Origin of the sequence: Marinobacter sp. es.042 (genome assembly GCF_900188315.1) — a bacterium.
Lineage (GTDB): Bacteria > Pseudomonadota > Gammaproteobacteria > Pseudomonadales > Oleiphilaceae > Marinobacter.
Window position 1 is genome coordinate 1,063,218 of sequence record NZ_LT897781.1, and the last position, 19,285, is coordinate 1,082,502.

General features: G+C 53.8%; 16 protein-coding genes and 1 other RNA gene. 9 read left to right on the forward strand and 8 right to left on the reverse strand.

What is annotated here, in order from left to right:
* Positions 1–29 precede the first annotated feature (29 nt).
* From CFB02_RS05070 to CFB02_RS05085, 4 genes are all read left to right on the forward strand, one after another.
* Positions 30–659, forward strand: a complete 630-nt coding sequence (locus tag CFB02_RS05070; RefSeq protein ID WP_157677791.1) for a GNAT family N-acetyltransferase — start codon at positions 30–32, stop codon at positions 657–659.
* Between the two features lie 164 nt (positions 660–823).
* Entirely contained in the window at positions 824–1,678 is an 855-nt protein-coding gene (locus CFB02_RS05075; RefSeq protein WP_088557137.1) for a cupin-like domain-containing protein, read from the forward strand.
* A 268-nt stretch (positions 1,679–1,946) separates the two neighbouring features.
* Positions 1,947–2,840: a GNAT family N-acetyltransferase gene (locus CFB02_RS05080; RefSeq protein WP_157677792.1), complete on the forward strand. Its 894-nt coding sequence runs from the start codon at positions 1,947–1,949 to the stop codon at positions 2,838–2,840.
* Positions 2,841–2,858: 18 nt separating this feature from the next.
* Positions 2,859–3,749: a formyl transferase gene (locus CFB02_RS05085; RefSeq protein ID WP_088557139.1), complete on the forward strand. Its 891-nt coding sequence runs from the start codon at positions 2,859–2,861 to the stop codon at positions 3,747–3,749.
* Positions 3,750–3,754: 5 nt separating this feature from the next.
* Here the strand turns inward: CFB02_RS05085 and xrtA are convergent, their stop codons facing one another.
* The 8 genes from xrtA to CFB02_RS05125 all read right to left on the reverse strand — a co-directional run bounded on the left by xrtA (position 3,755) and on the right by CFB02_RS05125 (position 15,222).
* Complete coding sequence (xrtA, locus tag CFB02_RS05090; RefSeq protein WP_172835801.1) at positions 3,755–5,257, reverse strand: exosortase A; 1,503 nt, start codon at positions 5,255–5,257, stop codon at positions 3,755–3,757.
* Between the two features lie 10 nt (positions 5,258–5,267).
* On the reverse strand, positions 5,268–7,964 hold the full coding sequence (locus tag CFB02_RS05095) for a tetratricopeptide repeat protein (protein ID WP_088557141.1): 2,697 nt from the start codon (positions 7,962–7,964) through the stop codon (positions 5,268–5,270).
* A 46-nt stretch (positions 7,965–8,010) separates the two neighbouring features.
* Positions 8,011–9,384 carry a PEP-CTERM-box response regulator transcription factor gene (gene prsR / locus CFB02_RS05100; RefSeq protein ID WP_088557142.1) on the reverse strand — a complete coding sequence of 458 codons (1,374 nt, stop codon included), beginning with the start codon at positions 9,382–9,384 and terminating at the stop codon, positions 8,011–8,013.
* A gap of 104 nt (positions 9,385–9,488) precedes the next feature.
* Positions 9,489–11,624: an XrtA/PEP-CTERM system histidine kinase PrsK gene (gene prsK / locus CFB02_RS05105; RefSeq protein WP_088557143.1), complete on the reverse strand. Its 2,136-nt coding sequence runs from the start codon at positions 11,622–11,624 to the stop codon at positions 9,489–9,491.
* Between the two features lie 124 nt (positions 11,625–11,748).
* Complete coding sequence (locus tag CFB02_RS05110; protein WP_088557144.1) at positions 11,749–12,372, reverse strand: DUF642 domain-containing protein; 624 nt, start codon at positions 12,370–12,372, stop codon at positions 11,749–11,751.
* Between the two features lie 167 nt (positions 12,373–12,539).
* Positions 12,540–13,487, reverse strand: coding sequence for an SDR family oxidoreductase (locus tag CFB02_RS05115; protein WP_014577243.1), 948 nt, complete (start codon positions 13,485–13,487; stop codon positions 12,540–12,542).
* Entirely contained in the window at positions 13,487–14,302 is an 816-nt protein-coding gene (locus CFB02_RS05120; RefSeq protein WP_008171856.1) for a lysophospholipid acyltransferase family protein, read from the reverse strand. Before CFB02_RS05120 ends, CFB02_RS05115 begins: the two co-directional genes overlap by 1 nt.
* Positions 14,299–15,222 carry a D-hexose-6-phosphate mutarotase gene (locus CFB02_RS05125; RefSeq protein WP_088557145.1) on the reverse strand — a complete coding sequence of 308 codons (924 nt, stop codon included), beginning with the start codon at positions 15,220–15,222 and terminating at the stop codon, positions 14,299–14,301. Before CFB02_RS05125 ends, CFB02_RS05120 begins: the two co-directional genes overlap by 4 nt.
* 118 nt (positions 15,223–15,340) lie before the next feature.
* Between CFB02_RS05125 and CFB02_RS05130 the strand changes: the two genes are divergently transcribed.
* The 5 genes from CFB02_RS05130 (at position 15,341) to recR (ending at position 19,282) form a co-directional block, all read left to right on the forward strand.
* Positions 15,341–16,096 carry a 2OG-Fe(II) oxygenase gene (locus CFB02_RS05130; protein WP_088557146.1) on the forward strand — a complete coding sequence of 252 codons (756 nt, stop codon included), beginning with the start codon at positions 15,341–15,343 and terminating at the stop codon, positions 16,094–16,096.
* Between the two features lie 101 nt (positions 16,097–16,197).
* Positions 16,198–16,294, forward strand: an RNA gene (ffs, locus tag CFB02_RS05135) — signal recognition particle sRNA small type.
* 164 nt (positions 16,295–16,458) lie between these two features.
* The gene (gene dnaX, locus CFB02_RS05140; protein ID WP_088557147.1) at positions 16,459–18,321 is read left to right on the forward strand and encodes a DNA polymerase III subunit gamma/tau; all 1,863 of its coding nucleotides are present in this window, start codon (positions 16,459–16,461) and stop codon (positions 18,319–18,321) included.
* A 3-nt stretch (positions 18,322–18,324) separates the two neighbouring features.
* A complete protein-coding gene (locus CFB02_RS05145; protein ID WP_088557148.1) occupies positions 18,325–18,648 on the forward strand; it encodes a YbaB/EbfC family nucleoid-associated protein in 324 nt (107 codons plus the stop codon).
* A gap of 31 nt (positions 18,649–18,679) precedes the next feature.
* Entirely contained in the window at positions 18,680–19,282 is a 603-nt protein-coding gene (gene recR / locus CFB02_RS05150) for a recombination mediator RecR (protein WP_088557149.1), read from the forward strand.
* Positions 19,283–19,285: the final 3 nt, after the last annotated feature.

Genomic DNA, 19,285 nt, shown 5'->3' on the forward strand with positions numbered 1-19,285 from the left:
ATCGGGTTTCAGGGAGTGGAGGCCATTAATTGGAAAACTTGAAGCGCTTATTGAAACCACTGGTGCGTTTGTCACGCCGTACTATTGAGGCGAAGTCCGGAATTCTGATGGCTCAGGCTGTTTGTGGAGCGCGGAAAGGGGAATCTTGCGATGGCAAGTTGGCACCGCCAGTCAGCAAGGTTGGCGGGGTAAGGGCCGGCTTCCCTCTCTCTCAATCGGCCTTCGAGAAGAGGGTTGAACAGGGCAACGAACTCTACGAACTGGTGATTGATAACACGCCTGTATCCTATGGCTGGGTGGCCGGGGGCGGGGCGCGTGTTGGTGTGCTCCACAACATTGAGTTAACGGTCCCGGATCAGGCTATTTATGTCTGGGACTGCGCCACAGCTCCTGCCTTCCGTGGACACGGGCACTTCCAGAGCTTGCTTAAAGCTATTTTGGCCGCCCACGTTAGCGGCACCACAGCGTTAGTCGCCGTAGACAGCAAAAACGACGCTTCCAGAACAGCCCTCAGGAAGGCAGGATTTCGGCCAATGTTTAGCTATTTTAGTATTCGAATATTCGGCTACGTTATTTTTAGCGCTGTGGTGGAGGCTGGAGAGTTGAAGAAAGCCCAGCCCCGCTTCGACGTTCTAACTGCTCAGATGAATCAAGCCTGATTTATTTTTACGCAGGTCAGAAACCTGTTGAGACCTGCAATGAGTAGTGCTTGCAGCTTCATTGGCCATGGCATATCGTGTTGAAAGGATCACGCATAGGATACGAGTTCTCGCGGGAGGGGAGTTGGCAGCTATGCCAATAATCGTAGAAAAGGAATGCCACGATGAGTTTATTTGACCTGGCCGGGCCGGACCAGATTGAAACGATCCCGTTTCCCACAGATAAAGATGGACTGATCCGTTTTATTCGGCGTCGTCAGCCCCTTTTACTGAGCGGAGTAAGGGAAGCTTTGCCGTTTACCGAAGGCTTGAACTACAGCTATTTCAAGAGTTCTCTGAAATCCATACGCATCCAAAGACAGTCCGAGGATGGTATTTATCATTATCTCGGGTTCGAGCGTATTCCCATGGAGGATTTTGATGAGGTAATGAATACCACGGGTAACGGCTATGCTCTGGAACCCCTTCGGGGGCAAGGGGTTTCTGACGATTTGCCAGCTGGCCTTTCTGTTACCTTGCCGTCGTTCATTCCTGAGTCTGCCTTCCGGGTCTCCAACTTGTATATTGGGCCTGGCAAGAATAAATCCCTCTTGCATTACGATGAGACCCATAGTCTGCTCATGATGTTGGAGGGCCGAAAACGATTCGTACTTTTCCCGCCCGATCAGAGCGACTGTATGTATCCATACAGCCCATTCAGTATCAGGGCATTGCTCGAAAACCGTGTCGTTGACAGCAAAATAGACTGTCAGAACCCGGATGTGAAACGCTTTCCAAAACTCGGCCAGGCGCATGGAATTACGGGCTGGCTGGAAGAAGGGCAGGCGCTTTTTATTCCCGCAGGCACGTGGCATTTTATTGAGGCCGAGGGACGGAATGTATCGGTGAACTACTTCTGGCTTCAGAACAGTGTTCGTGATTGGTTGCATCAGCCCTTGCTCGATTTTTGGCTAAAACGCCGCGCAATCGATGTCCTGGACAAACTTCGCAAGATTAAGCACAAGTTGTCTGCAGCCTGACACCTGTAAATGATCGGGAATCTCTATCATTGTGGAATTAAGAGTTCTGAGGACTGAGGACGAGTTCAACCAGATAAAACCACAATGGGATAGCCTCCTGTCCAGTCTGGACAGCATTCCTCTGCCGTTGACTCATGAATGGTTGCTCGCCTGGTGTCGAGCCTTTTCCCTAAACATGCAAATGGAGTTCAGGTGCGCCTATCTGGAGGGTGCTCTGGTAGGTTTTGCTCCTCTATGCCGGGTTCGGGAACGATACCGGGGTATACCAGTGACAGTTCTCAAACTCGCGGTTAACGGGCACACGCCATTTTCGGACGTTATCGTTCATCCCGACCTGGTCGGCGAAGAACGAGGGCAGGCTTATCGTAGGCTTACCAGTCTAGGCGACCACGAACTTGGACAGTTTTTCAAACTCCACCGGAATGGCGCTCTCCTCCAATTTCTCATTGATGGGCCTGAATCGAGAAATACGTTCGGCGCTCGCCGCATAGGGCTGAAGCCCAGCCTGAAAACGCCGGTCATAGAAATTGATCAGCCATGGGAGACGTTTTTCAATACGCGGCCTCGTGCGCTAAAGAAAAGCCTGAGACACAAAATGAACCGGTTTCGGAAGCAACCGGGGTTTTCGATTACTCTGGAGCAGATTAGTGCGCCTGATCAGGCGATTGTTGAGGAACTGATTGATGTTTCAGCAAAGAGCTGGAAGGCATCAATTGGCAATGATTTGAAGTCTCATCACGGTAGCCGAGTTTTTCTCCTGAATCTGATTGAGTTATTGGGGAAAGAGGGCGTGGTGAGCGCATGGATTGCTCGTGATGGCGATCGAGCAATAGCGTTCGAGCTTCATCTGCGATACGACGGTATTGTTTATCCAATTCGGGCCGATTACGACGATTCGTATAAAGCCTTTTCTCCTGGCTCCCTTCTGGAGTATTCGGCTCTTAAATATCTTTTCGATTCGGGTGCAGCCAAGCAGTATTACACCTGTGCGGATGATTACTGGTATCTGAGTAATTGGACGTCCGAATATGAGGAATACTGCAATGTCGAATGTTTTGGAGGCAGTCTCCGATTAAGATGTTTGTACTTTCTGGAGTACCGTCTGATACCGCTGGTGAAAAAGTCCATTCGGAAACAGGGAAAGACTGCAAAGGCTGTTTGAAGCATGGAGAAAAAGCGAATGCGAACACTGGTTATCGTCAGTGGTGACAAGTCCGATATTTTTTTTGCGAATCAGCTGGCGAAGTCTCTTACTGTCGTGGGAATTGTGGTCGAAAACCAGACACCAAAGAGGGATAGCTCACCGCTGGTTAGCAGGGCTCGCAAATATATTTCAAGGCCAGGGCTTTTTTTCAAGAAGGTCTTTGAGGTACTGGACAGGAAACTTATAGAACCGTATCAGCCCTACAATGACCCTTCCAATTCATTGGATTTCGGGCAGGAGGGGCTCGCGCTCGAAACTTTCGAAGGCATTGAGATTCTGCATACCAGTGGAGTCAACGCGATTAATAGCCCGGAGTACGTGAGCTGGATTCGGGATAGAGAACCAGATGTTATCGCCGTTTGTGGCGCTTCATTACTAAAACGAGACCTGCTTCAGGTGCCGACGCACGGCGTCCTGAATTTACATGGCGGTCTCTCTCAATTTTATCGAGGTTTATATACCACAGACTGGGCGGTGCACAACGGGGAGCCGGAATGCATTGGTGCAACTGTTCACTTCGTTGCAGAGGGTGTGGATGATGGTGACGTCGTTTATCAGGGTCGCCCGGTCATTGAGCAGGGTGATAATCCTAACCGGCTCTATGAAAAGGTGGTGAGGCTTGGTGTAAAAATGATGATCCGTGCGATCCAGGACATAGAGCAAGGGAACTGCAATTCAGTACGTCTGGAAAGAAAAGGGCGCCTGTATCTCTACAAGGATTTTGATGTAAAGGCAAAGCGGGCGACATGGCGCGGGATCGAAGGCGGGGTTATAGAGCAGTACCTCTCAGACCAGCAACGCCGGGATGAGAGAGTAAGGGAAACCCTCATAAATGATTTTAGCCTTTTGAACCAGTCCACCGTCTGACTGAGCTATCGATCGGCCTGCTCAAGAAATGCCGTAAATGCACCTCTTTGGTCGTCGCAGTCGGCAATTTGTTCGCTGTTACATCTGCCCGCCAGCGCCCAGAGGGCACCTCTACTGTCGCCTTTAATTTTGTTAAGAGCTCCCGTTAGCTTTGCTTCCATCCGAGAATCTGTAAGCGTATCCCCAACCTCATACCAGGACCAGATGATGACCTGTTCGTTGTTCTCACGACGCTGAATAATAGTCTCGTTCACCGTTGAAAGATTTTGCAGGTAGCCGTTTTCCAATAGCCTTTTCTGCTCTGATACTAATTGCCATTCTTTGCGGTTGAATAGGGAATTGCCATAGAAAATCAATTCCTTGTTTTGGGTTTGGATGCGATATCCGATGATCTGCAGCTGGACTTGCTGAAGCTCTGGGTTTACGTAGACACCGCCGAGGTTGATGTCGGGCCTGGTGTATTTCGGAGTCCAGATATTAGCGTGTTGCAGAGGACCACTCCAGCCGGGTACTGCCCGGAACAGAGAGGGGTTCCACTCTTGGGCAACCCTTTCGGTTTCTGCTTGCAGGGCCAGCGGCAAGATGGCCGGCCAAATCAGTAAGACTGATGCAATGGTCGGCCAGAAGAGGGAGGGGCGTTTCGGCTGATCTGTCGAAGTATATGTCGATGCTTGTGGGCTATTGCTGTTTGCGTGAGGCTCGATTCGCCCGGAAATGAAGAACAAGGGAACCAATGTAAAGATCAGAAAAACAACCCACCCAAAAAGCTCATGATCTTCGACTAGTGACGTCTCCATCTCTGTGTAATGGCCGGCTGCAATGATGCCGAATACCCGAACCCAGTTGGAGAGCATCGATAGAGCGCCAGCGATAACAACAAGAAAAAAGGTCGAGACATATTTTTGGTAATACAGTTGGCCATAAAAGGCACCCAGGAACAGGGCAACCATGAGGTAGCGAACACCACTGCAACCGTCCTCTACCAGAAATGTTCCTACATCCAGGATAATGTAAAACTCCTGAATCTTGGCTTGTATGCCAACTCCTTGCAGAAGCAGATTGTTAAAGAAAACTGTTATGTGCTGAAGGATCGGTGATAGATCATCCCATATGGGTACCGCAAAAATCAGTAGCATAATTGGGCCGCCAGCAGTCCTGAGGAAGCCCTTTCCCCAGACTGACCAGCCCCAGAACACAATCATGACGGGGACGAGTAACAATCGGAATACACGGATGTCAGCAGCCTGTGAGAGCATTAAGACAATGCTTGCGCCAGCCAGGAAAAAAAGACCCAGTGGCGACCCGCTGATCTTTAGGTTGGCAAGGGTCTTCCTCCTGAGGAACAGGAGGTAACAGGAGCCGGCGAGAACCAGGAAGCCGTGTGTGTAGATAATGGAATCGGACCAGAGGTAGAAGAAGTCCCTCCACTCAGCCCACAAACCGACTGCAAAAAGCGGTATCGACAGTAGCCAAAGGTGCTGTCGGTAAAAGCTCGAAGCGTAGTTCATACCCGAATTTTTATCCCTGGTCACCGAACTTTTCGAGCACTCTCTTCGCATCCGCATTCTTTCCAGCGGCTCGGTAAGCTTCTGCGAGGTGCAGGGCGATCTCCTCAGATTCCGGCTCAAGTTTGTGCGCTTTTTCCAACAGCGGAATACTCTCGCTGGTGTTACCGGATTTGAGTTGAATCCAACCGTAGGTATCGGCGATGGCGCCATTGTCTGGGTTTAGCTCATAGGCACGGCGGGCAAGCTCGATGGCTCTGCTATCTCCATCCTCATGATAGATCCAGGCAAGGTTGTTCAGAACAACGACATTTTCGGGGTTCGACTCAAGCAGTTTTTCATAGCTCGTCCGGGCGGCGCTGTCGTCCCCCTGACTCTGCTGGATAAGAGCTTTGGTGAATAGCAGCTGGTCATTTCCGGCATAACTCTCAGTGGCAGATTGCAGAAATGTGAGTGCCTCTGCTGGCTGCCCGGCATTCTGTAGATTTCGGGCATAGCTATTTGCCAATTCCGGCGAGGATTCCTTCTCCAGTGCCAGTCGATAAAGTTCAACTGCTTGCTGATAGTTCTCCTGATTCTCGAAGTAGGCGGCCTCCGTCGCATAGGGTTTGGCGGAATCAGGGTGCTGCTGCTTTACCTCCTGAAGAATCTTTCGGGCGTCGTTGTCTCTGGCTTCTGAAAAAGCCTCTCTGGCGGCCTGAAGTGCAATATCTTCATTGGCAGGAAACAGAACGCGAGCTCGCTCCAGAATCTCGGAGGCTCTTTCAGATTGTCCTGCTGACCGCAATGCCATGGGAATGTTGTTGTAGATGCTTGCTACAAGAGAGGAAGCCGGTGATGGCGTATTCTGTTCTTTTCGTTCCAGCAGCGCCGCAGTCAATTCGTCTGCTTCTTTCTGATCACCATTTCTCAGAGCTGACTCGAGAAGTAATAGACGAGGTCCCGTTGCCTCGGGCTGGCTCTCGAGAATCTCGCGCATGAATTGGTCTGTTTCCTCACGAGGTTGGCTCGCTGCCAGGCCCTGGAGCGCCAGACGATTGTCGGGGGAAATGCGTACGGCCTCCCGGAAATGCTCCCGGGCTTGCTTGAGTTGATCCTGTTCTGCTGCGAGTTTTCCCAAGGCTATAGAAGCTGCAGGGGATTCGGGTTCCACAGATTTTGCTCGGGAAAAGTAATCGCGCGCGGCCTGGAGATTTTGCTCTTGTGCAGCAAGATTGCCTCGGGTGATTAGTGCGGCACCACTTTCCGGGAGCTCCGCTACCCAGAGATCTGCCGTCTCTATGGCAGCGTCCAGCTGCCCCGACTGGACTTGTGACTGAATGATGATGCTTCTTGCCTGCTCAATCTGGGGAGCATTCTCGCGCAGATAGCTGGCTTGTTTTATCGCTTTTTGATATTGCCCTCGCTGAACCAGATAGGCAGCGTAACGTAATCTGAGATCGTGATTCTCGGGATTGCCGGCCAGAGCCTGTTCCATCAGCTCCTCTCCGGACTCGAAATCACCGTTTGTAAGCGCTGCGATAGCCACCATTGCCAGGGTGTTGGGGTCGGAGTCCCTGTTCTCCAGCTTGTCCAGAATCTCCTGCGCACCTGCGGGATTTCGCTGCTGGAGTCTGGTTGCGGCAAGGAGTTTGCTGGCGGTTTCCGACCTTCCGGCTTCTGCGATTGGTGTCAACAGGGCTTCTGCCTCATCGACGCGACCTTGCCTGAATCGCACCAGGCCAAGCATAAGCGCTGTTTGCTCATGGTTCGGTGCCTGGTTGAGTACCTCTTCCAGATATCGGGAGGCCTCGTCGAGATCGCCTTGGTCAAGGGCGTCCTGGGCGGCAATCAGATTGCTCTTGATTGTGCCCGGACCAGACTTGGCCAGGATCTCCTCGTACACATACGCTTCCGATTGCTTGCCTTGAGCTCGTAGAACACGGATGAGGGAGGATATCGTGGCGTATTTGCGCTGGGTCATTACATCGTATTGGCCAATGTCCTCGAGAGCGCGAATGTAGGCGTCTTCCGCCTTCTGCCATTCTTCATTGGTGTCGGCCAGCTGTGCTTTCCAAAGCCACAGTTCGGTGTTTTCCGCATCGAGGTTTTCGGCTTCGCCAATCAGGGATTGGGCTTTGGCAACATCGCCTTTGGCGAACGCAGTTTTTGACAGGCCAACCAGGGATTCAACATCCGTGGGGTCAATGTTCTGTGCGTTACTGAAAGCCCTTTCTGCTGCATCAAGTTGGTTGGCAGCAAGATGCGTCTTGCCCCTGAGCAGCGCGGCTTTCGTTTCCATTGGCCGATCAGAACTTGAGAACTCACTCATTGCGGAGAGTGCGTCTTCAAATTCACCCTGCAGCAAATTTGCTTCCGCGCGGATCAGCAGGGCCCGGTTCTTGACCTTTGCATCCACGTCGCCTGATCCGAGCTTATCCATGACCTGGTCTAGTTGGCGTTCCGCATTGAAGGCATCTCCAGCTTGAAGGAGATTATCGAGGATAAGGAAATAAGGCTCGGTTTCTTGCGGTTTGAGCTCGATCGCACTTCGTGCCTCCAGAGTGCTGGCTTTGAGCTCGCCCTGGCGTTGGAAAAACCGGGATTGATCAATATGGCTCAGATACTGGATGTCTTCCTGACTCATCTCATTCTCTTCGCTGCAACCAGCCAAACCGAAGACGAGGGCAACGGAGAGGATGGTGGCACCTACAAACGAAGTGGACTTCATGGTCTATTCCTTTTTTATAAAATCCAGAGAGTTCCTGTGTTCTACCTCAAAGACTTGAGTGTTCGGCAGACGTTTCTATGTTGTATTTATCGGTCAGGTTGTAAAGAGTGGGGCGAGTGATGCCCAGGAGCCGGGAAGCCCTGGCCATATTGAAGCTACAGGTTCTTAGTGCCTGCACGATTGCCTGGCGCTCTGCCTTCTCCCTGACATGCCTGAGATTCAGGTGCTCGCTTTCGCTGGCTGTTTCTCCAGGGAGTTCCAGATCGCTTGCCGTTATGCGCTTCCCTTCGGCCATGATCGTGGCGCGTTTTACTTTGTTGATCATTTCTCTGACGTTGCCGGGCCAGGGGTAGCTTGTGATTGCACCGATGGCATCTTCAGAAAAAGCAAGATTGGGTCGGTCCATCTGTTTGCCCAAAGTCTTCAGTAGTGATTGAGCTATAACCAGAGCATCGCCTTCGCGATTGCGAACGGCGGGCACGTCCAGGGTAATTTCGCTGATTCGATAATAGAGGTCTTCCCGAAATGACCCATTATCGATCAGATCTTTCACGTTCCTGTGTGTAGCGCAAACAACCCGGACGTCTACGGGTACTGGCTCGACCGAACCGACCCTGTCAACAACCCGCTCTTGCAGAAAACGCAACAATTTGGCCTGTAGTGCCATCGGCATGTCCCCGATCTCATCAAGGAAGAGTGTTCCGCCATTGGCACTTTCGATTTTTCCTTTCTTGGCCTGGGTAGCTCCGGTGAAGGAGCCTTTCTCGAAACCAAAGAGTTCGCTTTCCAGCAAATTCTCCGGAATCGCTGCGCAGTTGATGGCAGCGAAAGGCTTGCATGCCCGCTGACTGAGTTCGTGAATTCCTCGTGCAAGCAGTTCTTTACCAGTCCCAGTTTCGCCCGTGATAAGCGTGGTGACATCTGTTGGTGCGACCTTTTCCAGGGTGCGGCAGACGGCCAGCATCTGAGGGCTCGCGGCGACTATTCCTCTGACGCTCGTGCCGTTTCCTCGGCGGCTCAGCTCAAGGTTTTCCCTTTCCAGTTCCGCCAGTCGGAAAGCCCGATTTACAACGAATGTTAAAATGTCGGCATCAAGCGGCTTCTGGTAGAAATCTGATGCCCCCATGCCAATGGCCTTGACCGCGTTTTCCTTGTCTTCGCGACCGGTTACCACAATTACTTTGGTCATTGGGGAAAGGCGGAGAATTTCCTCAAGCAGGCTGAACCCTTCAGATGCACCGCCGGGATCGGGCGGCAGCCCAAGGTCCAGTGTGATGACGTCGGGCTCAACTCTTCTGAGCGCTGTCAGCGCCTGCTCGCGGTCAGACGCAACGGACACCTCAAGGTCGTCACTGAAACACCAGCGCATCTGGCTCTGCAGGCCCGGGTCGTCCTCTACAATCAAGAGTCTTCTAGTCACGACAGCAGTAAATCCTTTTTTATAGATATGGTTCCTAACCGTGATTCTTAACTGAACATTGGCACTTTGCAATGGTGCTTTTGGAAGATTGCCCCTCGCGACGGTTAATTGGCATTTTCTTGAGGTGCGTCCGCCTCGGTAACCGGCGTCAAAGGTTGATTGGCGATTACCGCGAGATTATCACTTGCCAGCGGTATTCTGACTGAAAAACAGGAGCCGATTCCGGGCTCGCTTGTCACATCGATACTGCCTGCCAGTCTCTGGATATATTCCCTGGCCTGATAAGCGCCAATGCCCATTCCTGTAAGGCCTTTTGTGCTCTCGAATGGCTTGAACAGCTGGGCGCTGATAAATTCCTCGGTCATTCCGCAGCCGGTATCCTGAATAAAGAGTGCGACATTTCCTTTTGCGATTTTCAGCGTCAGCACGATCTCCCCGTCTGGCGGCGTTGCGTCCTGTGCATTCTGGATAAGATGGCCTAAAACGCTGCGTAGCTGTTCCACATCGGCCTTGATCATGGCGTCGGGCGGAGACCCCTCCAGATGAGGTGCGGGCGCTCTGTGCTGGTGATGTATGACCAGTTCCTTGACCAGTTGGGTAAGATTGATCGGCCCCAGTATGGCGTCGTCTTCACTGGAGGGCTTGCGGATGTGGTCAACAAGGTTCGACATTTTACGCACCGCATGATCGGTGGTGTTTATCATGTCATCGATGAATTCCGGATTATTGCGATGTTTGGGTGCGTTCTTTACCAAAAGAGACAGCTGGGCGATGACCGTCTTCAGGTCGTGAACGAGAAACGCAGAGGCTTTGCTAACAGCTTCGAATTGCATAGCACGCGACAAACGGTTCTGCGCATCAGCCTGCGCCAGGAGGTTGCAGGTCTGCCGGGCGACGACCTTGATCAGGTCAAAGTTTTCCCAGTTCAGCTCGACGCGGGCATAGGGGTTGCCCAAAAGCGCCAAACCATAAAGTTCATTGCCGAGATATAGAGGAATGATCAGCCAGCCATCGGGTGTTTTAGTGATGGCGTCCGGAATTTCCAGCAAATCGTAGCTGACAGGGTCAGCGTGGTACTCATGGAGGTCAACGATCCATTCGCGCTCACGGAAGAATCTGACCAGCTCTGAATTGCTGTCGATCATGGTGTACTTGGGCGTTGACAGATTCACCGCAGCCTTGAGGATGTAAGCATCCTTTTCACCGACCAGCCAGATCGCGCCGGCATTACTTTCAACCAATCCTGCCAGGATCCGGATTACCCTTTGAGGGAGCGGAGGATCGTCGCTGAGGTCAGCCAGTTCCTGCGTTATTTTTAGCCATTCTTCCCGGTAATCGTATTTATAATCAAAGAAATTCTGGCTAATCAGAACCATAAGCTTGGAGCGGATGCGCCGGGAGAGGAGGAGCGTCACTAGGAAAACGAGCGAAATGGTGAAAAACAGGACCTGGAGGGCATTGCCCCATTCCCCGCCCAGCGCACGAACATAGTAGCCGCCCAATGCCAGAAATAGCAGGTAGCCACCAGCGAATACGAGCGTTCCGGCATAAAAGACAGCCGAGCGGGATAGTTGAAAGTCAACCGGCTGTTTTCGCGTGTTAATAACGTTGACAGCGAACAACGGCGTCAACAAAGCATTGACGAATCCGCGGGCGTTCCAGAAAGAGTCTGCAATATGCCCGAAAAGCAGGGCATCGGCGTACATAAAAAAATCGAAACTAAAAATAGTTGCGATGCCGATGCAGATATACTTGATACTGGAGCGACCGAAGCTGGGTGAGTTACGCCAGATTTGCTCGACCAGGGACAGCCCGATCAAAGATAATCCGATCTGCCCTAACAGCTTTACTTTCCCGGTGGCTATATCAAGGTCGGTTGTATGCTCTATGAGCCCAATGCCCAGCAAGACGAACAGGAGGGTACCGGCACATGCGCCGAGTATTTTTTTCAGATTGCCGGTGAGCTGTTTTTCCCTGAGACCATCTTTGAGAAGAACGAAAAGCAGATAGATCCAGCTTGCGTCCCGAACGAGTTCGACAAGGTAGCGAAGGTTGAACCCGGGGTGCCCCCAGACACTCTGACTGACGAGGGTCAGTGCCCAAACGGACGTCACAGCGGCTGCCAGCGCAAGTGCACGATCTACTCCGCGTCGTAGATACCGCGTTGCTATTAATACGCCAAGTAGTCCGAACGTAATCGCAGCCAGTGAGTAGCTGAGTACGTCCATGTTACTGAACATCTGCTATAGCCTCGAAATGAGAAAACCGTCAGCAGAGAATAGCTGTGTTTATAAGTCTATGTAAGCCCGACATGGAAAGGCCAGCGGCATTTGACCGCTGGCCTTTTTGTTGAAGCCTGAGTGATCAGCTTCGGCGTCTGCGGGAAAGACCCAATCCGGCCAAACCAAGGCCGAGCAGAGCCAGTGTTCCAGGCTCTGGTACCTTGGCAACGACGGATACATTGTCGATGAAATTACCAAGAGTTTCAGTTTCTGGATCAACAGAGGTGAACATCAACCGGGTCAGCTCATCTGTTGCCGTGAACATGCCAGAGTAGATTGTCCACTCGCCAGTGTTGCTGTTGAGAACCTGCTCATCAAGATCGGCTGCAGAGACGCTGAAGGACTCCTGACCGCTCCTGGCCCTGTAGGCAAAGCTCAGGTCGTAGCTCTCGCCGATCGTAGTAACGATATCCTGGAACAGAGTAAACGCGATGCCTGTCTCAGGATGAGCATTAAGCTCTGCAAATTGGTTCCCATCGGCGGCTTGGACACGATTGAAGCCAGATTGCCAGATTTCAATATTATTGTCGTCGCTATCCCAGCCAGGCACCAGGTTCGGATCGAAGAAACCCCAGCCTCCGCCTGCCTGTGTCAACTTGGGCGAATCCTCGAAACTTCCGTTCGTCAGAAGGTTGGCCGACGCTACGGGAGAAAGTATCAGCGTGGCGAGGCCAATCGCAGCTCCCAAACTCTTAATTTTAAACATGGTCTTCCCTTCCTAAACTTGTAATGTAATGTCGGGAAGATGACATGCATGGAGCATTCCATGTTTTCAACTGTCTGTTTAATAATTGATTTTTTGGGGTCGCTGATTTTGGGTGTAAAGAAACATGACACAATCGACAGGCCGGCGCGATGAGCTGTTCGGAACTGCTAAACCGGTCTCTTATTCTCCCGATAAAACCGGAAAATCTCCTTCAGTGGCCGCTTCGGCTCAAATCCGAACTCATTAACGAACGCCCGCCCATCAATCACCACCGGATACTTGAAGAACGCCATCAGATAGGACGGAAAGCTCTTCAGTTTCAAGGTGCCGAGTATCATCTTCGGAACCATCGGCGGAATGGAAGGCACCTGGATTCGCTTGCAGCCACAGAGCTTTAGTGCGTGCTGGTAGGCCACCCAGTCCTGCGGCGCGACGTTGAATACGCCACGTGTCGGTTTTTTATACGCCAGCACAATGGCGTCGGCCATGTCATCGATATGGATAAACTGCATCATGGGTGAAAAGCCCGCCAGCACCGGAGCCCGTTCGCTGCCCAGCAGGGTGCTGATGGTGTTGCGCACGCCCGGCCCGACGATATTGCAGGGTCGCAGAATAGTGATGTTCAGTTCCGGGTAGCGCCACAAATAGATGTTGGCCAGGTTCTCCAGTTCCACGGAGTCAATCAGGTCGGCGCTGAGCCCGGCGCTCTTGAGCGGTGCCGCTTCGTCGATAAGCGCTGGGTTGTAGGCCACCGCTCCGTAGACATGGAACGTTGAAAGCACGACCACTCGTTTGATGCCGTACTTGTGGCTCAGGTCCAGAAGCTTCTGGGTGCCGAGCACGTTGGCGTTGTAGCGCCGCATGCGGGTGAGCTGGCTGGACATAATCCGGCCCATGTGGATCACGCCATCAAACTCATAGCGCCGGAACAGATCCTCGAACACCCTCTTGTTGAAATCGATGCAGTAGCTGGGGATATCGTCGCCCAGGTAGACCTGTTCGCGGAAATCCACGGCGACCAGGTCGCAGGTATCTCGGAGCTGTTCGATAACTTTCTGGGCGAGGGCGCCGGCGGCACCGGTGATCAGAATGTGCGGTCTGCGTTGTTCGCTCATCAGAAAAGCCTTTTCCTTTCGCTCAGTCCCTTGTCGATCAACCGGCTGATTTCCGCCTTGACCTTCTCTACGCGTTCGGTGACCTTTTCTTCGGGAATTTCCAGGTCGTCGAAGTACATCGGGGCTCCGAAGTTCAGGTGTACCTTTGCCGGCAGAACCACGGGCATGGCCACCGGGGCGTAGGGAATGCCCAGGGCTTTTGCCAGGGGCTTTATGTTGGCGATGGCCGGGATGGTTTCCTCGCAACCCACCACGCCAACGGGCACGATCGGCGCCTTGTATTTCATGGCCAGGTGCATGAATCCGTTGCCAAACCGTTTGAGCTGGTAGCGGTCGTGGTATAGCTTGCCCGAACCTCGAATGCCTTCGGGGAAAACAATCACGGCTTCGTTATTCGCGAGCATCTTGGCGCAGTTGACCGGGTCTCCAAGTACGGCGCCAACTTCATTCAGTAAATTGCCCAGCCAGGGCACGGTTGGAAAAAAGCGTTCAATCATGGCCCTTGGAATGCGGGCATCTTTTTCCCGGGAGGCAAGGGCATAGCCAATCAGCAGGCCGTCGATAGGAAGCTGGCCGCTGTGATTGGCAATAATGAGCACCGGTCCCTCGGCGGGAATGTTTTCCACCCCGTGCGCTTGTACCCGGAAGTACTTTTCGTAAATCTGTTTGGTGAGCGAAAGCCCGTACTTCATGGCTTCGTTGTTATAGCCCCATGGGTCGTAGCCCAGGCTCCCGATGGGTTTGCGGATGCGGTTGATATGTTGATCCAGTTCCGCGGGAACGAGTCGGGATTTCAGAAACGATGCCAGGCTCATGATTTCCTTCCAATGAATACGCCTAATGTGTGGCTTTGCCCGTTATTAAGCACCCGATAATCGCTGGCTGCATTGGCGGTTTCGACGCACAGCATGGACTGCCAGGCCGACTCGGGAAAATCCGATAGCTTGGCCGCCTTGGCTGGGCCGGGGTTCCAGACCACCGTTGAGTCACTGCCTACGGCTGAGAGCTTGCGGCCAATTCGGGGTGTCACAACCGTAAGGGGTTCGCCGCTCTCGTAGATGCGGTCGGTTTCGCCGTCGAAATACACAGGGCCTTCCTGGTTGTGGTATTCCCAGTTATCCAGGGTGTCGATGTACTGGCTGTTTCCGAGGCCCAGCACTCGAGTGCGGGTTATGTCGCTGGTCGGCAAATAAGTATGGAGCGCCTGGGTAAAGGCCAGCGGATCGTTACCCAGGTTCGTGGTTGTCAAAGCCAGTTGGCATCCGCGGATGGAGAAACTGAAGGTGAGCAGGGCGAGCGCATGGCCGGCCCAGACATCACTGAAATCTTCATTGGCATCCAGGGACAGGCTGATCTCTACCTCGTGGGCGTTCTCCCGGACATCCTCCAGTTTCCAGAGCGCGGTACGGGCAAACCCGTGGGCTTGGTCGGTCTGGATGCGTTTCCGCACTTCCGGCGCGTTGCGGGCCGGGTCGCCAAACCAGGGCCAGCACACGGGAATGCCACCGCGGATGGCTCGACCGGGTTCGTACCGGGCCGCTGCGCTCATCCAGAGCCAGTCAGATTCGTTCTGAGGTTTGAAGCTTGCCAGATGAGCGCCCTGAATAAACACGGTGGCCTGGAACAAAGGATGGTGGACCTCAAGAGCTTCCAGTTGCCCGATCGTTTTCCAGCGCGTGAAGGACCACTGGCCCGGCGAAAGTGAGAGCGGTGGCCTGTTACTGCTTTCTGACATGGTTAGCTACTGAGTGAAACCGGTTAAGTGTATTTCCCTACACAGAGAGTAAATTAAAACTGCCGCTGCGGCGAGAATTGCGCCTAAAATACGTTCAAATTCAGTACGAGGTCTGCCGATGGAAACGCCGGTAATCATTCCGATCAATGATCCCCTTATCACACCTTTGCACAGCGCCCAGGATGCGGTGGCGGGCAGTGATGTGCAGCCGATGCATCTCTCGCCGGACCAACAGGCGCCGGTGTCTGAGGACTGGCTGGATGAACTGGCTTTGGGGCTGAGCGAGCACGGCTGGATGTCGCTGGATGTGAGGGCGCGGCTGGGCGCCAACTTGTTGGCGGCGCTGAAACAGGAAGTGCAGATTCTGGATCGTACCGATGCCATGAAAAAAGCCGGCATCGGGCGCGGGAGTGATCTGGTGCGAGACCGGTCGGTGCGGCGCGACAAGATTGCCTGGCTGCAAGGCATTACAGCTCCTCAGGCCGCGCTGTTCGAGTTTTTCGAGTCCATTCGACAGGGTCTGAATCAAAGGCTGTTTCTGGGGCTGAAGCGATTCGAGACTCATTATGCTACCTACCATTCAGGTGATTTCTATAAACAGCATCTGGACAGCTTTAAGGGCAGGGCATCCCGGGTGGTGAGTCTGGTGCTTTATCTGAATGAAGATTGGCAGGCAGCCGACGGTGGCGCCCTTCAGGTTTTCAACCGAGACAATGATCAGGAAGTGTGCGGAACCGTGTTGCCCGAGGCAGGACGAATGGCCTTGTTCATGAGCGAGGAAATTCCTCACGAGGTGTTACCGGCAAACCGCACTCGCTACAGTCTGGCCTGCTGGTTCCGCCAGGATGAAGTGCCGCTGCCTTTACAAGGATGATGCTGACGGGCGTGCTGATTTGTCATTGTAGTGTGCAAACCCTTTTGCTAATATGCGCGCCGCTTTCAGGGAATTGTCCTGAAACGCCGTTATGGTGGCTCCATTGGTGCCTCCGCAACATGAAACCGTGAACCCGGTCAGGCCCGGAAGGGAGCAGCCGCAGCGGTGGAATTGTGTGCCGGGGTGTCGCTGATGGAGTCACCCCCAGTATTTTCTCCTCTCCTGTTTTTTCTTCTGATTATCCTTGATAGCCATGAACTTATGTGCGGCACTTGTGCGTGCGCTTCCGGGATCAAGTCTGCTTCTTATAGATCTTTGTCCGTGCTAAGGTTAAACCCGTTTTTCACTGCAGTTGGCGGAACATGAGCTACCAGGTACTTGCCCGTAAATGGCGCCCACGCACTTTCGAGGATATGGTGGGTCAGGAACACGTGCTCCAGGCGTTAATTCACGCCCTGGAAAGCCAGCGTCTTCATCATGCTTATCTGTTCACGGGGACCCGTGGGGTAGGCAAGACCACTATTGGGCGTCTGCTTGCACGCTGCCTCAACTGCGAAACCGGCGTAACCCCGAACCCCTGTGGTGAATGCTCGAGCTGCCAGGAGATTCAGGAAGGCCGATTTGTGGATCTGATTGAAATTGACGCCGCGTCCCGGACCGGCGTTGATGATATGCGTGAGCTGACGGATAACGTCCAGTATGCGCCCACGCGTGGCCGCTACAAGGTGTACCTCATTGACGAGGTGCACATGCTGACGAACCAATCGTTCAACGCTTTCCTGAAGACCCTTGAAGAACCGCCGGAACACGTCAAGTTCCTGCTGGCAACGACCGATCCCCAGAAACTGCCGGTCACAGTGCTCTCCCGGTGCCTGCAGTTTAATCTCAAACGCATGACGCCGGAGCACATCGCAGGCCACCTGCGTCATGTACTGGGTGCCGAGGAAATTCCATTTGAGGAACCGGCCCTGTGGCTCCTGGCCCGGGCTGCGGACGGCAGTATGCGCGATGCCCTGAGCCTGACCGATCAGGCCATCGCCTTTGGCAACCAGAAGCTGTCCGCCAGTGATGTCAGTAATATGCTGGGGACCATTGATCAGCGGGATATTGAGCGCATTGTGAATGCACTCGTTGAAGGCGACGGCCCGGCCTTGCTGGCGGAAATCAGCCGGATTTCGGACTTTGCACCGGATTACAGTGTGATCCTCGCCGATCTGCTATCGCTCTTTCACCGGGTGACCATGGAACAGGTGGTTCCGGGCAGTGCCGATAACGCCCTGGGTGATGCCGAGCAGGTTCAGGCTCTGGCTCGCAAGCTGAGTGCCGAGGATGCCCAGCTTTTTTACCAGTCTGCGCTGATCGGGAGGAAAGACCTTACCATCACGCCGGATGCCCGGATGGGGTTCGAAATGACCCTGCTCCGGATGCTTGCCTTCCGCCCAGGTGCTGACCGTCGAGAGCCGCCGGCCATAAGCTCCGGTGGTCAGTCTGATGCCTCCGAGCCACGGGATGAGCCCGACCCGGCGCCGACCCCACAGGTAGAGCAAAAACAGCCGGAACCCGAATCCACACCTGAGCCTGAACCCGAGATCCCGGCCGCTCCGCCCGTTGCGGATGAGGATGCGTCCTGGCTGGCCAGTCTGGATGCACAGGCCGAGGCGGCTGGAGAGTATGAGGAAAGCTATCCTTTAAGCGACGAAGCTCCAGTTACCGAAGAGCCAGCACCTGTAGTTGCCGCGGAGCCAGTTGAACAGCCGGCCCCGGCTCCGGAACCCGCATTTGTGGAGCCCGATCCAGCGATGGAACCAGCAGTTGAGCAGGCGCCCGAGCCTGAGGGCGAATTCGTGTGGCACCGGGATTTTCGAAGTCTTGGCATTGTGGGCATGCCCGGTAATCTTGCCAGTCACGGCGCCATGTCCCGCGATGGCGATGTGATTACCCTGGCCATTGATGAGGGGCACGCCCGGCTGTTGAACAGCAGGCACGAGGAAAAGATTCTGGCTGCCTTGAGAAACCGCTTTGGCGACTCCATTCAGTTACGCACAGAGCAGGGCAATCCCGGGCCAGACACCCCTGCGGCTTATGAGGAACGCCAGAGAAAGGCGCGCCAGGAAGCCGCCGAGGCGTCCATTCGCAAGGATCCCGTCGTAAAGTCTATTGTTGAACGATTCGAGGCGCGGGTAGTGGAAGACAGTATCCGGCCGGCTGAGACAAGCAGGAGATAAGCTATGATGAATAATATGGGCGACATGATGAAAAAAGCCCAGAAAATGCAGGAAGAGATGCAGAAGGCCCAGGAAGAAATCGCCAAGGCAGAAGTGATTGGCGAAGCCGGAGCCGGCCTGGTCAAAGTCACCATGAACGGTCGTCACGACGTTCGTAAAGTGGACATAGACTCCTCCCTGATGACTGAGGAAAAAGATATTCTGGAAGACCTTCTGGCTGCTGCGGTGAACGATGCCGTGCGGCGCGTCGAGGAAAACCAGAAAGAGAAAATGTCCGGTATGATGTCCGGCATGGGCTTGCCGCCCGGTTTCAAGATGCCGTTCTGAATTCCATCCCGCAGCCGTTCGAGGACCTTTCATGGCGTTCAGCCCGCTGGTTGATGAGCTTGTAGAATCCCTTCGTTGTCTTCCCGGAGTCGGCCAGAAAACGGCCCAGCGCATGGCTTTCCATCTGCTGGAGCGTGGTCGTTCCGGCGGCACCCGACTTTCCGAGGCGCTGAGCCAGGCCATGAGCGGCGTCCGGCGGTGTGAAAGCTGCCAGAACTTTGCCGATACCGAGATCTGCGGGATCTGTGAAAATCCCCAGCGGCGCACGGGTACCCTGTGCGTAGTGGAAAGCCCTTCAGATCTTCTGGCCATTGAGCAGGCGGGTGACTATCGCGGCGGCTATTTCGTCCTGATGGGGCATCTCTCACCGATTGATGGCGTTGGACCGGAGGAAATCGGCATTGAGCGTCTGCTGAAGCGGATCCGCGACGAAGGCGTGATTGAGCTGATTCTGGCGACCAACCCGACCGTGGAGGGTGAGGCTACGGCTCACTACATCGCCGATCGCCTTGATGGCCAGGGCATCCTGATAACCCGTCTGGCCCATGGCATACCGGTGGGTGGAGAGCTCGGTTACGTCGATGGCTTTACCCTGACTCACGCATTCCGCGGTCGCAAACCACTGTCCGATTGAATC

Coding starts and splice junctions, on each gene's coding strand:
- CFB02_RS05075 (WP_088557137.1), top strand. CDS start 824: ATGAGTTTATTTGACCTGGCCGGGCCGGACCAGATTGAAACGATCCCG.
- CFB02_RS05085 (WP_088557139.1), top strand. CDS start 2,859: ATGCGAACACTGGTTATCGTCAGTGGTGACAAGTCCGATATTTTTTTT.
- xrtA (WP_172835801.1), bottom strand. CDS start 5,257: ATGAACTACGCTTCGAGCTTTTACCGACAGCACCTTTGGCTACTGTCG.
- CFB02_RS05095 (WP_088557141.1), bottom strand. CDS start 7,964: ATGAAGTCCACTTCGTTTGTAGGTGCCACCATCCTCTCCGTTGCCCTC.
- prsK (WP_088557143.1), bottom strand. CDS start 11,624: ATGTTCAGTAACATGGACGTACTCAGCTACTCACTGGCTGCGATTACG.
- CFB02_RS05110 (WP_088557144.1), bottom strand. CDS start 12,372: ATGTTTAAAATTAAGAGTTTGGGAGCTGCGATTGGCCTCGCCACGCTG.
- CFB02_RS05115 (WP_014577243.1), bottom strand. CDS start 13,487: ATGAGCGAACAACGCAGACCGCACATTCTGATCACCGGTGCCGCCGGC.
- CFB02_RS05120 (WP_008171856.1), bottom strand. CDS start 14,302: ATGAGCCTGGCATCGTTTCTGAAATCCCGACTCGTTCCCGCGGAACTG.
- CFB02_RS05125 (WP_088557145.1), bottom strand. CDS start 15,222: ATGTCAGAAAGCAGTAACAGGCCACCGCTCTCACTTTCGCCGGGCCAG.
- CFB02_RS05130 (WP_088557146.1), top strand. CDS start 15,341: ATGGAAACGCCGGTAATCATTCCGATCAATGATCCCCTTATCACACCT.
- dnaX (WP_088557147.1), top strand. CDS start 16,459: ATGAGCTACCAGGTACTTGCCCGTAAATGGCGCCCACGCACTTTCGAG.
- CFB02_RS05145 (WP_088557148.1), top strand. CDS start 18,325: ATGATGAATAATATGGGCGACATGATGAAAAAAGCCCAGAAAATGCAG.
- recR (WP_088557149.1), top strand. CDS start 18,680: ATGGCGTTCAGCCCGCTGGTTGATGAGCTTGTAGAATCCCTTCGTTGT.